Here is a 12,302-nt window from a genome sequence, read left to right as displayed (position 1 = left end):
GATGAGCGAATGACCCTGAAGACCGCCGCGTACGGGGCGGTCTTCCTGGTGTCGAATGCCGATCCGGGACCGTTCGCCATGATCAAGGAGAGCTTCGCGGCCTCCGACACGATCGCCGGCTCCTCCGGGCTGATCCGGGACGTCCTGACCACCGGCCCGCTGCCGCGGCTGCCGGAGGATCCGGCGGCGGTCAAGGAGTCGGTGCTGCCGGCCCTGCGCCGGTCGGTCGAGCTGCTGCGCGAGCGGGCGCCCGGCGAGGTGAGCCGCTACCAGGCCACCGTGGTGGCGGCCGCGCACCAGGTGGCCGAGGCGTCGGCGGGGACCAGCGAGGCGGAGTCGACGGCGCTGGCCGAGGTGCTGGCCGCGCTCCAGGTGACGACCGACCGCTGACCGCCGCCCACCGATCGGTCGCGCCCACCGATCGGTGGCGCCCATCGGTCGGTGGCGCCCATCGGTCGGTCGCGCCCACCGGTCGGTCGCGCCACCCGCCCGTCGCGCCACCGGTCCGTCGCGACCGCCGGACGGACGCCCGCGAGCGGTGATCCGGGTCACCGCCGGCGGCCCGCCGGCGTCAAGCTACCAATGGGTAACATGGTCCGTACCGGCCGCCCGACGCGGCGGCTTTGACCCGGCGTTTCCGCAGCGAAGGCCGCGCCCCAGAATGGGGGCGACGGCGCGGCGCCGGCAGCGGCGTCGAGGGCAACACCGACAGGAGGGTCGTCGAAGCGCGATGAATATCGTCGTACTCGTCAAGCAGGTGCCCGACTCGGGCGCGGACCGCAACCTGCGCAGTGACGACAACACGGTCGACCGCGGATCCGCGAACAACGTCATCAACGAGATGGACGAGTACGCCATCGAGGAGGCGTTGCGGCTCAAGGAGGCCAACGGCGGCGAGGTCACGGTGCTGACCATGGGGCCCGACCGGGCTACCGAGTCGATCCGCAAGGCGCTGTCGATGGGTCCGGACAAGGCCGTGCACATCCTGGACGACGCGCTGCACGGCTCCTGCGCGCCGGCCACCTCGAAGGTGCTCGCCGCGGCGCTCGGCCGGCTGGGCGCCGACCTGGTGATCTGCGGCGCCGAGTCGACCGACGGCCGGGTGCAGGTCCTGCCGCACATGCTGGCCGAGCGGCTGGGCGTGGCGGCGCTGACCGGCGCCCGCAAGCTCACCGTGGACGGCGGCACGCTGACCGTCGAGCGGCAGACGGAGGAGGGCTACGAGGTCGTCACGGCCAGCACCCCCGCCGTCGTCTCGGTCTGGGACACCATCAACGAGCCCCGCTACCCCTCCTTCAAGGGGATCATGGCGGCCAAGAAGAAGCCGGTGGAGACGCTGTCGCTGGCGGATCTCGGCGTTCCGGCCGACGAGGTCGGGCTGGCCGGCGCCACCAGCACGGTGGTCGAGCACAGCAAGCGTCCGCCGCGCTCCGGTGGCCAGAAGGTGACCGACGAGGGCTCCGGCGGGGCCGCGCTGGTCGAGTTCCTCGCCGCCGAGAAGTTCGTCTGAGGGGTGGAGGACATGGCTGAGGTACTCGTGGTGGTCGAGGCCACCAAGGAATTCGGCGTCAAGAAGGTCACGCTGGAGCAGCTCACCCTGGCCCGCGAGCTGGGCACGCCGGCCGCCGTGGTGCTCGGCGGACCGGGGGCGGCCGAGACGCTCGGTGGCAAGCTCGGCGAGTACGGCGCGGAGAAGATCTACGCCGCCGAGAGCGAGGAGATCGACGGCTACCTGGTGGCGCCGAAGGCAACCGTGCTGGCCGACCTGGTCCGCCGGGTGCAGCCGGCCGCGGTGCTGCTGGCCTCCAGCCAGGAGGGCAAGGAGATCGCCGCCCGCCTCGCGGTGAAGCTGGACAACGGCATCCTCACCGACGTGGTCGGCCTGGCCGCCGACGGCACCGCCACCCAGGTGGCGTTCGCCGGCTCCACGATCGTGCAGTCCAAGGTCACTCGCGGCCTCCCGCTGGTCACCGTGCGGCCCAACTCGATCAACCCGACGCCCGCGCCGGCCACCCCCGCGGTGGAGCGGCTCGACGTCCAGGTGACCGACACCGACAAGCTGGCGAAGGTGGTCGAGCGGGTCGCCGAGCAGAAGGGGTCCCGCCCGGAGCTGACCGAGGCCTCCGTGGTGGTCTCCGGCGGCCGGGGCGTGGGCAACGCCGACAACTTCAAGCTGGTGGAGGAGCTGGCCGACCTGCTCGGCGGCGCGGTCGGCGCGTCCCGGGCGGCCGTCGACTCCGGCTTCTACCCGCACCAGTTCCAGGTGGGTCAGACCGGCAAGACCGTGTCGCCGCAGCTGTACGTGGCGCTGGGCATCTCCGGCGCGATCCAGCACCGGGCCGGCATGCAGACCTCGAAGACCATTGTGGCGGTCAACAAGGACGGCGAGGCGCCGATCTTCGAGCTGGCCGACTTCGGCGTGGTGGGCGACCTGTTCAAGATCGTCCCCCAGGCCGCCGACGAGATCCGCAAGCGCAAATAGCTCGGTCGACTGAAAGGAAGGGCCCCTTCTTATCGCTTTTTGCATAGGAAGGGGCCCTTCTTAACGCCCCGGGCCGCGCCGGGCCGCCGGGCCGCCCCGCGCCGGGCCGCGCCGGGCCGGCCCGTGTCGGGCCGCGCCCGGCTGGGGCGGGGACGGTGGGGCGGGGAGCTGAGCGGTGGGCCGGGGAGCTGAGCGGTGGGCCGGGGAGCTGACGCCGGGCCCACCGCTCAGCCGTTGAGGGTGCCGCGCAACAGGCTGTCGCCGGAGTGCGCCGGCTTGTTGTCGTACGCCTCGGCCGAGACGTCCACCAGCCGGTATGTCCGCAGGTCCACGTTGGTGGGCAACGGCAGGAGCGCCTCCGAGTTGTCGTCCACCGTGCCGATGGAGAACATCCGCAGCGTCTTCGGGTCGATCAGCCAGACCTCGTAGTACCCCGGCACGGCCGGCAGGTTCTCCACCCGCAGCCGCAGCCGGCCATCCTTACCAACCAGGGCGGTTCCGCTGGCCGCCGGCGGCGTCCGGCCGTACGCGGCCAACTGCGCGCTGGCCACGACGGCGGGCTGCGGCGTGGGTCGGGCCGCGCCGGGGCCGCGAACCGCGACCAGGGTGCCGACCACGCCCACCGCGACGGCCGCGGCGGCCGTCACGGCCGTGCCGGCCCATCGGGGCCACCGGCGCGAACGCCGCGGCGCCGACGGTCCCGACCGCGCCGGCCGCGCGGTGGACGGGCGCGACCCCGCCGGTACGCCGGATCCCCCGGCCCGCGGGCCGGCGGGACGCGCCCCGGCCGGTACGCCCGATCCGGCGCCACCGGGGAGCGTCCCCGCCGCACCCGGTCCGGAGTCGCCCGGCAGCGTCCCCGCCGCACCCGATCCGGCTTCTCCGGGGAGCGTCTCCACCGCAGCCGGTCCGGCGGCGTGGGGGAGCGTCCCGGCCCGCTCGCCGGCCACGGCCGCGCCGGTGGACTGCCCCTCCGCCGCGGCGACCGCCAGCCGGATGCCCTCCCAGATGTGCTCGGGCGGCGCCGGCAGCCGGCCCAGATCCTGGGTCTCCGCCCCGAGCCCGGCCACCTCGCGCAGCGACTCGTATTCGGACCGGCACCGCGCGCATGCGGCGAGGTGTCCGGTGTCCGCCTCGTCCGGCTCGATCTCACCGAGCGCCAGAAAGACCAGCCGCTCGTGCTCCGGATGCTGCACCGTCCACCTCCCATCTGCGTCGCAGGCTCGCCATTCCCCGGCGGATGTGGCTCTTCACCGTGCCCAGCGGAACACCGGTGACCGCCGCTATCTGTTGGTGCGTCAGGTCGTCATAGAAGGCCAGCTCGAGCATCCGTCGCTGCTCGTCGGGGAGCGTCGCGAGCTCGTCGGCCACGACCAGCCGGTCGACCACCCGGTCCGGATCTCCGCCGGTGGCGGCCGGCTCGGGCAGCCGGCCGACCGCGTTCACGATCCGGTCCTCCCGGGAGGCCGCCCGCAGCCGGTCGATCACCTTCCGCCGGCCGATCCCCAACAACCAGCCCAGCAGCGAGCCGCGGGTGGCGTCGAAGCTCTCCCGGGCCAGCCAGGCGGCCACGAACGTCGCCTGGGTGACGTCCTCGGCGTCGGCCCGGTTGGCCAGGCTGCTGGTCGCCAGGTGCAGGACCGCCCGGCCGTACCGGTCGTAGAGCTCCCGCAGCGCCGACTCCTCGCCGGCCAGGAACCGCCGGGGCAGGTCGTCGTCGGGAGGCGGAGCGGATTGCGGTGGAGCCTCGGTCACCGGCCACGCCACCTTTCCTCGGCCATGCCTGACTGTAGCCGCCACCCGCACCGCCGCCCCACTGCCGCCGCTGAAGCGCCCATCACTCCACCATTCGGCCCGGCCGGGCTGCCCGGATGCACCGAAAAAAAAGATCCGCGCCGCGCATCCGGCCCGGCCGGCGCGGCCGTAACCCGACTGCACGCCGGTCGGGTCCCGACCGGCACCACCGTCAGGAGGAGAGATGGATCTTCGGTCCCTGCGCCGGGTCGCCGCCGGAGCGGCAGTGGCGGCCCTGGCGTTCGTCGGGATCGGCGCCGTCGGCGCCACCCCGGCGTTCGCCGCGTCGGCCAAGGTGTCCGTGGTGCACGGCATCCCGAACACCCCGGTCGACGTGTACGTCAACGGCAAGAAGACGCTCGACGACTTCAAGCCGGGCACCGTGGCCGGACCGCTCAGCCTGCCGGCCGGCAGCTATGACATCGCGCTGACCAAGCCGGGTGACCCGGTGTCCAAGGCCATCCTCAAGGCGGACAACGCCAGGGTGCCGGGCGGCGCGAACATCAGCATCGTGGCGCACCTGGACGCCGCCGGTAAGCCGAAGATCACCCCGTTCGTCAACGACGTCGGCCGGCTCGCCCCCGGCAAGGCCCGGCTGATCGTCCGGCACACCGCGGCCGCTCCGGCCGTCGACGTACGGGCCGGCGGCAAGCCGGTCTTCAAGGGCCTCACCAACCCCAAGGAGGCCAAGGCCGTGCTCGACATGGGCAAGGTCTCCGCCGACGTGGTGCTGGCCGGCACCGACAACGTGGTGATCGGCCCGAAGGACCTGATGCTCAACGAGGGCACCGACACCATCGTGTACGCGATCGGCTCGGCCAAGGACAAGTCGCTGACCGTCGTGGCGCAGACCATCGGCGGCCTGCACTCGACCCCGGGCGGGGTGCCCAGCGGCGACGGCGGCATGGCCGGGACCGGGACGCCGACCTGGGCCTGGGCGCTGGCCGGCGCCGGCCTGCTGCTGCTGGTGGGTGGCGGCGCTCGGCTGGCCGGCCGGCGGCTGGCGACCACCGGGCGATGACCGTACGCGATCGCGGCGCGCTGGCGGCGCTGGCCGCCGGCGCGGCCGCGCTCACCGTCGCGGGGCTGGTGGCCTGCGGTGCGCAGCCGGCCGGCAACGTCGGCGCCGGCGAGGCGGAGCGGCTGGCCAGTCCAGCGGCCCCGGCCACCGGCTCGGGATCCGATCCGTCGGCGTCGGGGGTGCCGGTGGCCGCCGGCGCCCTGCCGCGGGACACGACCGTGCCGCCCACCCGGCTGGCGATCGGCAAGCTGGGGCTGGCCGCCACCGTCAGCCCGGTGGGGGTGAACCAGCGCTCCGGCGAGTTCGAGGTGCCGCCGAGCGTCGACCGGGTCGGCTGGTACCGCTACGGGCCGGGGCTGGAGGCGACCGCGGGTTCCGTGGTGATCGCCGGCCACGTCGACAGCGCCACGCAGGGCAGGGGGGCGTTCTACCGGCTCCGCGAGCTGACCAGGGGGGACCGGCTGACGGTCACCGGCTCGGACGGCCGGCAGCGGGACTACACCGTGGTGGCCCGCGAGGAGTACGCCAAGACGAAGATCCCGCTGAATCGGTACTTCGCCCGGGACGGTGCGCCGCGGCTGACCCTGATCACCTGCGGTGGCCCGTTCGACGCGGCGACCCGGCACTACCGGGACAACATCGTCGTCACCGCCACCCCCAGCTGAGGCGGACCCGTGCCCCCGCTCGCGTCGACCATGACGGTGCCGCCCGCCTCGCGGGCGGGGCGCGGCAGTCACCGCGTGATCGACGGGGCGGGGGCCGGGCCGGTCCGCCCGAAACACGGACCGGGGGCCGGATCCGGGTCCGGCGATCGGAGCTAGGCTGTCAGGCGATGGCTTACCTGGATCACGCGGCGACCACGCCGATGCTCGACGAGGCGTTGCAGGCGTACGTCGCCACCGCCCGCGAGGTCGGTAACGCCTCCTCGCTGCACGCCGCCGGCCGGACCGCCCGCCGCCGGGTGGAGGAGTCCCGGGAACGGGTGGCGGCCGCGCTCGGCGCCCGGCCGTCCGAGGTGATCTTCACGGGCGGCGGCACGGAGAGCGACAACCTGGCCGTCAAGGGCATCTACTGGGCCCGGCGGGACGCCCAACCGGCCCGCCGGCGCGTGGTGGTCAGCGCGGTGGAGCACCACGCGGTGCTGGATGCGGTGCACTGGCTGCGCGCCCACGAGGGCGCCGAGGTGGACCTGCTGCCGGTGGACCCGGCCGGCCGGCTCGACCCGGCGGAGCTGGACCGGCTCTGCGCGGCGTACCCGGACGAGATCGCCGTGGTGAGCACCATGTGGGCGAACAACGAGGTGGGCACCGTGCAGCCGGTGGCCGAGCTGGCCGCCGTGGCCGCCCGCGCCGGCGTGCCGCTGCACACCGACGCCGTGCAGGCGATCGGTCAGATCCCGGTGGACTTCGCCGCGAGCGGGGTCGCGGCGCTCACGCTGACCGGGCACAAGCTGGGTGGGCCGGTCGGGGTGGGCGCCCTGCTGCTCGGCCGGGACGTGCCCTGCACGCCGCTTCTGCACGGTGGCGGCCAGGAGCGGGACGTCCGGTCGGGCACCCTGGACACCGCGGGCGTGGTCGCGTTCGCGGTCGCGGTCGAGACCGGGGTCAAGCGCCAGCAGGAGTACGCGGCCCGGCTGCGCGCCCTGCGCGACGACCTGGTGCGGCAGGTCCGCGCCGCGGTGCCGGACGCGGTCTACAACGGGGACCCGGACGACCGGCTCCCGGGCAACGCGCACTTCAGCTTCCCCGGCTGCGAGGGCGACGCGCTGCTGCTGTTGCTGGATGCCCAGGGCATCGCCTGCTCCACCGGGTCGGCCTGCTCGGCGGGGGTGGCCCAGCCGTCGCACGTGCTGCTCGCGATGGGCGCCGACGACGATCGCGCCCGCTCGTCGCTGCGGTTCGCGCTGGGGCACACCTCGACCGAGGACGAGGTACGGGCGCTCGCGGCGGCGCTGCCCGGGGCCGTGGAGCGGGCCCGCCGCGCCGGCGTGATCCGCGCCACCCGCCCGTAACCCGGCCCGGTTCCGGGGCGGGCTACGCTCGTAGGGCGAGGTGAGGGAGGGGTTTGCGTGCGGGTCCTGGCGGCCATGTCCGGGGGCGTGGATTCGGCGGTGGCGGCCGCCCGGGCGGTCGACGCCGGCCACGACGTGACCGGGGTGCACCTGGCGCTGGCCCGCAACCCGCAGACCTACCGCACGGGCGCGCGCGGCTGCTGCACCCTGGAGGACTCCCGGGACGCCCGGCGGGCGGCCGACGTGCTCGGCATCCCGTTCTACGTCTGGGATTTCGCGGACAGGTTCCACGAGGACGTGGTGGACGACTTCGTGGCCGAGTACGCGGCCGGGCGTACCCCCAATCCCTGCCTGCGGTGCAACGAGAAGATCAAGTTTGCGGCCGTGCTCGACCGGGCCGTGGCGCTCGGCTTCGACGCCGTGGTGACCGGCCACCACGCCCGGCTCGGCGCCGACGGGCTGCTGCGGCGCAGCGTCGACCTCGGCAAGGACCAGTCCTACGTGCTGGCCGTGCTCGACCGCGGGCAGCTCGACCGGTCGATCTTCCCGCTGGGCGACTCCACCAAGGCCCAGGTGCGCGCCGAGGCGGCCGCGCGGGGGCTGGCGGTGGCCGACAAGCCCGACTCGCACGACATCTGCTTCATCGCCGACGGCGACACCCGGCGCTTCCTGGCGGAGCGGCTCGGCGAGGCGCCCGGCGACATCGTCGACGCGCGCACCGGCGCGGTGGTGGGCGCGCACGGCGGCGCGTACTCGTACACGGTGGGCCAGCGGCGCGGCCTGGCGCTGCGGGAGCCCGCGCCGGACGGTCGCCCCCGGTACGTGCTGTCGATCACGCCGAAGACCAACACCGTGACGGTCGGTCCGGCCGAGGCGCTGGCCGTGTCGGCGGTGTCCGCGACCCGCCCGGTCTGGACCGGCGCGCCGGCGCCGACCGGCCCGATCGAGTGTCGGGTGCAGCTGCGGGCGCACGGCTCGGTGGTCCCGGCCACGGTCCGCTGCGACGGCGCCGGCCTGCACGCCGAGCTGCACGAGCCGGTGCGCGGCGTGGCGGCCGGGCAGGCCATCGTGGCCTACCGGCCGGACCCGGCCGGCGACGTGGTGCTCGGCTCGGCCACCATCAGCTGATCTAGGCTGTCATCCGTGGAAACCCAGGCGTGGCCGTGGCCGGCCGGAGCGGCGACCGGGGTCGGCTCGCTGCCCGGCGTCGACATCGCGGAGGCGCAGCGGATCGTCCTGGGCGAGCTGCCGGCCCTGCCGCACCTGCCCGAGCTACCGGCCCGCGGCCCCGGCGCCGACCTGATCGGCCGCACCGCCGCCCTGCTGGTGGACCTGCCGGTCGAGCTGTACGCGGCCCGCTGGCGGGTCGCCGCCCGCCCCGGCCGCGATCTGCGACGGGCCCGGGACCTGCTGGAACGGGACCTCGACCAGATGACCGAGCAGGCCGAGGGGTTCACCGGCACCTTCAAGATCCAGGTGGCCGGCCCGCTAACCCTGGCAGCCGGGATCGACCTGCCGACCGGCCCGCGCATGCTCCGCGACGCCGGCGCGGTCCGCGACCTCACCGGGTCGCTGGCCGAGGGGGTACGGCTGCACGTGGCCGACGTCCGGCGCCGGCTGCCGGGCGCCACCGTGCTGCTGCAACTGGACGAGCCGTCGATGCCGGCCGTGCTGGCCGGCCGGGTGCCGACCGAGAGCGGGTTCGGCACGTACCGCCCGGTCGAGACCGCGCCGGCCACCGAGTCGCTGCGCCGGGTCGTCGAGGCCGCCGCGGCGCCGGTCGCGGTGCACTGCTGCGCCCCGGACGTGCCGCTGGAGCTGGTGCGGGCCGCGGGCGCCGCGGCCGTGGCGCTGGACCTGACCCTGGTACGCCGGCTCGACCCGCTGGGCGAGGCGATCGACGCGGGCCTCGGCCTGCTGGCCGGCGCGGTGCCGGCCACTCCGACCGCGCCCGGTCAGCGGCCGACCTCGGCGAGCGTGGCCGAGCGGGTAGGCCGGCTCTGGGACCAGCTCGGCTTCCCCCGGGCCAGGCTGGTCGAGCAGGTCGTGGTGACCCCGGCCTGCGGCCTGGCCGGCGCCGATCCCGAGTACGCCCGCGCGGCGCTGACCGCCTGCCGGGACGCCGCTCGCCGGTTGGCCGAAACGTAGGTTTTCCTGTCGGACCCCGCGGGCAGGATGGCCGGATGATCGGAAAGCTCCGCACCGTGGTGATCGACTGCCCGGATCCGCGTGCCCTCGCCGAGTTCTACGCCGAGCTGCTCGGCCTGCCGGTGACCTTCGACCCGGACGACGAGCCGAGCGATTGGGTGGTGCTGGGCGGCCCGCCGGGCGCGATGCCCCGGCTGGCGTTCCAGCGCGCGCTCAACCTGCGGGCGCCGCGCTGGCCCGACCCGCAGTGGCCGCAGCAGTTCCATCTGGATGTGACGGTCGGCGACATCGACGAGGCCGAGCAGCGGGTGCTCAAGCTGGGCGCCACCCGCCTGCCGGGCCAGGGTGACGGCTTCCGGGTGTACGCGGACCCGGCCGGCCATCCGTTCTGCCTCTGCTGGGACAGCCCGCCCGGGCCCGGCGGCTCCTGACCCGCGGGGTCTGGCGCTCGGCATCGCCTTGCGGTCCGGCGTCGGCGGCCGGTCCGGTGCCGGCTTCCGGTCCGGCGTAGGCGGCCGGTCCGGTGCCGGCTTCCGGTCCGGGGCTGCCGGCCGGTCCGGTGCCGGCGCCGGGCGGGAAGCCTGCGGGACGGGTGCGGGAAAGTCGTACCGGCGGGATACCGTGCCCTGGTGCGATCGCCCGTGCGTTCCGCCGCTGGTCAGGCAGCCCGGTCAGGAGGTAGGTAGCGGTGTCCGAGGAAGCCATCCCGCGGCAGGTCAGCGCCGAGCAGGAGGCCGCGGCCGGCGCCGAGCCGCCGCCCGCGGCGCGGGAGCGGCACGCCACGCTGAGCGCCGAGCTGACCGACCACCAATACCGCTACTACGTGCTGGACGCGCCGACCGTCACCGACGCCGAGTTCGACACCATGCTGCGCGAACTCGAGGCGCTGGAGGAGCAATATCCCTCCCTGGTCACGCCCGACTCGCCCAGCCAGCGGGTCGGCGGGACCTTCTCCACCCAGTTCACCCCGGTCACGCACGCCGAGCGGATGATGTCGCTGGACAACGTCTTCGACCTCACCGAGCTGGCCGCCTGGGCCGAGCGGGTCGAGCGGGACGCCGGCGGCGGCTTCAGCTACCTGTGCGAGCTGAAGGTCGACGGGCTGGCCATCAACCTGACCTACGAGCGGGGTCGGCTGGTGCGGGCGGCCACCCGCGGCGACGGGCGCACCGGCGAGGACGTGACGCCCAACGTGCGCACCATCCGGGACGTCCCCGAGCGGCTGACCGGTGACGACGTGCCGGAGCTGCTCGAGGTGCGCGGCGAGATCTATTTCCCGGTGGCCGGCTTCGCGGATCTCAACGCCAGCCTGGTGGAGCAGGGCAGGGCGCCGTTCGCCAACCCCCGCAACGCGGCCGCCGGCAGCCTGCGCCAGAAGGACCCGCGGATCACCGCGAGCCGGCCGCTGCGGATGGTCGTGCACGGCATCGGCGCCCGGCGCGGCTTCCGGCCCACCGCCCAGTCGACGGCGTACGCCACGCTCCGGGCCTGGGGACTGCCCACCAGCGACCGCTGGCGGGTGGTGCCCGACCTCGACGGGGTCAAGGACTACATCGCCTACTACGCCGAGCACCGGCACGACGTCGAGCACGAGATCGACGGGGTGGTGGTCAAGGTCGACCCGGTGGCCATCCAGGGCCGGCTCGGCTCGACCAGCCGGGCGCCGCGCTGGGCCATGGCCTACAAATACCCGCCGGAGGAGGTGACCACCAAGCTGCTCGACATCGACGTCAACGTCGGGCGCACCGGGCGGGTCACCCCGTTCGCCGTGCTCGCGCCGGTCAAGGTGGCCGGTTCGACCGTGGCGCTGGCCACCCTGCACAACGCCCGGGAGGTCGAGCGCAAGGGCGTGCTGATCGGGGACACGGTGGTGGTGCGCAAGGCCGGCGACGTGATTCCCGAGGTGCTCGGCCCGGTGGTCGACCTGCGTCCGGCCGACGCACGGGCGTTCCGGATGCCGACCACGTGCCCCGCCTGCGGTTCGCCGCTGGCGCCGGCCAAGGAGGGCGACGTCGACATCCGCTGCCCGAACGCCCGGACCTGTCCGGCCCAGCTCCGCGAGCGGCTGTTCCACCTGGCCGGCCGGGGCGCGCTCGACATCGAGGTGCTCGGCTACAAGTCCGGCAGCGCGCTGCTCGAGGCGGGGGCCATCACCGACGAGGGCGACCTGTTCTTCCTGGACGCCGACAAGCTCGCCCGGGTGCCGTTCTTCGTCAACAAGGACGGCAGCCTCGGCACCAACGCGGTGAAGCTGCTGGACAACCTCGACGAGGCGAAGACCCGGCCGCTGTGGCGGGTGCTCGTGGCGCTCTCCATCCGGCACGTGGGCCCCACCGCGGCGCAGGCGCTGGCCCGGCACTTCGGCTCGATCGACCAGATCAGGGCGGCCGGCGAGGAGGAGTTGTCCTCGGTCGAGGGGGTCGGCCCGACCATCGCGGTCAGCCTGCGGGAGTGGTTCGCCGTCGACTGGCACCAGGACGTGGTGGAAAAGTGGGCGGCCGCGGGCGTACGGATGGCGGAGGAGCGGCTGGACGAGGGACCTCGGCCCCTGGACGGGGTGACCGTGGTGGTCACCGGCACGCTGTCCGGCTACTCCCGGGACGAGGCGGCCGAGGCGGTGCAGAGCCGGGGCGGCAAGGTCAGCGGCTCGGTGTCCAAGAAGACCGACTTCGTCGTCGTGGGGGAGAACCCGGGCAGCAAGGCCGACAAGGCGATCTCGCTGAAGCGGCCCGTGCTGGACGAGGAGGGTTTCACCGTCCTGCTCACCGAGGGCACCGAGGCGGCGCTGCGGGTGGCACGTACCGACGAACCGGCCTGACCCTCGGCGGGCCGTCCGTGGCGTGTCG

Annotated in this window: 12 protein-coding genes; 10 read left to right on the top strand and 2 right to left on the bottom strand. The window is 74.6% G+C overall.

What is annotated here, in order from left to right; translation table 11 throughout:
• Window positions 1–9: 9 nt before the first annotated feature.
• The 3 genes from ACFFHU_RS07425 to ACFFHU_RS07415 all read left to right on the top strand — a co-directional run bounded on the left by ACFFHU_RS07425 (window position 10) and on the right by ACFFHU_RS07415 (window position 2,482).
• The gene (locus ACFFHU_RS07425) at window positions 10–390 is read left to right on the top strand and encodes a hypothetical protein (protein ID WP_377336936.1); all 381 of its coding nucleotides are present in this window, start codon (window positions 10–12) and stop codon (window positions 388–390) included.
• 340 nt (window positions 391–730) lie between these two features.
• A complete protein-coding gene (locus tag ACFFHU_RS07420; protein WP_377336935.1) occupies window positions 731–1,510 on the top strand; it encodes an electron transfer flavoprotein subunit beta/FixA family protein in 780 nt (259 codons plus the stop codon).
• A gap of 12 nt (window positions 1,511–1,522) precedes the next feature.
• Complete coding sequence (locus ACFFHU_RS07415) at window positions 1,523–2,482, top strand: electron transfer flavoprotein subunit alpha/FixB family protein (protein ID WP_377336934.1); 960 nt, start codon at window positions 1,523–1,525, stop codon at window positions 2,480–2,482.
• 227 nt (window positions 2,483–2,709) lie between these two features.
• Here the strand turns inward: ACFFHU_RS07415 and ACFFHU_RS07410 are convergent, their stop codons facing one another.
• Window positions 2,710–3,678: an anti-sigma factor domain-containing protein gene (locus ACFFHU_RS07410; RefSeq protein ID WP_377336933.1), complete on the bottom strand. Its 969-nt coding sequence runs from the start codon at window positions 3,676–3,678 to the stop codon at window positions 2,710–2,712.
• Entirely contained in the window at window positions 3,632–4,237 is a 606-nt protein-coding gene (locus ACFFHU_RS07405; protein WP_377336932.1) for an RNA polymerase sigma factor, read from the bottom strand. Before ACFFHU_RS07405 ends, ACFFHU_RS07410 begins: the two co-directional genes overlap by 47 nt.
• 223 nt (window positions 4,238–4,460) lie before the next feature.
• Here ACFFHU_RS07405 and ACFFHU_RS07400 point away from each other — a divergent pair, with 223 nt between their 5' ends.
• The 7 genes from ACFFHU_RS07400 (at window position 4,461) to ligA (ending at window position 12,274) form a co-directional block, all read left to right on the top strand.
• Window positions 4,461–5,297, top strand: coding sequence for a DUF4397 domain-containing protein (locus ACFFHU_RS07400; RefSeq protein ID WP_377336930.1), 837 nt, complete (start codon window positions 4,461–4,463; stop codon window positions 5,295–5,297).
• A complete protein-coding gene (locus ACFFHU_RS07395; protein ID WP_377336929.1) occupies window positions 5,294–5,962 on the top strand; it encodes a class F sortase in 669 nt (222 codons plus the stop codon). Before ACFFHU_RS07400 ends, ACFFHU_RS07395 begins: the two co-directional genes overlap by 4 nt.
• Window positions 5,963–6,129: 167 nt before the next feature.
• Entirely contained in the window at window positions 6,130–7,308 is a 1,179-nt protein-coding gene (locus tag ACFFHU_RS07390) for a cysteine desulfurase family protein (protein WP_377336928.1), read from the top strand.
• Between the two features lie 57 nt (window positions 7,309–7,365).
• Window positions 7,366–8,436 carry a tRNA 2-thiouridine(34) synthase MnmA gene (gene mnmA / locus ACFFHU_RS07385; protein WP_377336927.1) on the top strand — a complete coding sequence of 357 codons (1,071 nt, stop codon included), beginning with the start codon at window positions 7,366–7,368 and terminating at the stop codon, window positions 8,434–8,436.
• Window positions 8,437–8,451: 15 nt separating this feature from the next.
• Window positions 8,452–9,456 carry a uroporphyrinogen decarboxylase/cobalamine-independent methonine synthase family protein gene (locus tag ACFFHU_RS07380; RefSeq protein ID WP_377336926.1) on the top strand — a complete coding sequence of 335 codons (1,005 nt, stop codon included), beginning with the start codon at window positions 8,452–8,454 and terminating at the stop codon, window positions 9,454–9,456.
• Window positions 9,457–9,491: 35 nt separating this feature from the next.
• A complete protein-coding gene (locus ACFFHU_RS07375; RefSeq protein WP_377336925.1) occupies window positions 9,492–9,887 on the top strand; it encodes a VOC family protein in 396 nt (131 codons plus the stop codon).
• A 257-nt stretch (window positions 9,888–10,144) separates the two neighbouring features.
• Window positions 10,145–12,274 (top strand): NAD-dependent DNA ligase LigA, encoded by a 2,130-nt coding sequence (gene ligA, locus ACFFHU_RS07370; RefSeq protein ID WP_377336924.1) that lies wholly within the window; start codon window positions 10,145–10,147, stop codon window positions 12,272–12,274.
• Window positions 12,275–12,302 lie beyond the last annotated feature (28 nt).

It is taken from the genome of Plantactinospora siamensis, assembly GCF_042434095.1.
Classification (GTDB): Bacteria; Actinomycetota; Actinomycetes; order Mycobacteriales; family Micromonosporaceae; genus KBS50.
The sequence above is the reverse complement of the archived record's forward strand: the minus strand, read 5'-3'. Positions and strand labels throughout refer to the sequence as shown.

Coding starts and splice junctions, on each gene's coding strand:
- ACFFHU_RS07425 (WP_377336936.1), top strand. CDS start 10: ATGACCCTGAAGACCGCCGCGTACGGGGCGGTCTTCCTGGTGTCGAAT.
- ACFFHU_RS07420 (WP_377336935.1), top strand. CDS start 731: ATGAATATCGTCGTACTCGTCAAGCAGGTGCCCGACTCGGGCGCGGAC.
- ACFFHU_RS07415 (WP_377336934.1), top strand. CDS start 1,523: ATGGCTGAGGTACTCGTGGTGGTCGAGGCCACCAAGGAATTCGGCGTC.
- ACFFHU_RS07400 (WP_377336930.1), top strand. CDS start 4,461: ATGGATCTTCGGTCCCTGCGCCGGGTCGCCGCCGGAGCGGCAGTGGCG.
- ACFFHU_RS07395 (WP_377336929.1), top strand. CDS start 5,294: ATGACCGTACGCGATCGCGGCGCGCTGGCGGCGCTGGCCGCCGGCGCG.
- ACFFHU_RS07390 (WP_377336928.1), top strand. CDS start 6,130: ATGGCTTACCTGGATCACGCGGCGACCACGCCGATGCTCGACGAGGCG.
- ACFFHU_RS07375 (WP_377336925.1), top strand. CDS start 9,492: ATGATCGGAAAGCTCCGCACCGTGGTGATCGACTGCCCGGATCCGCGT.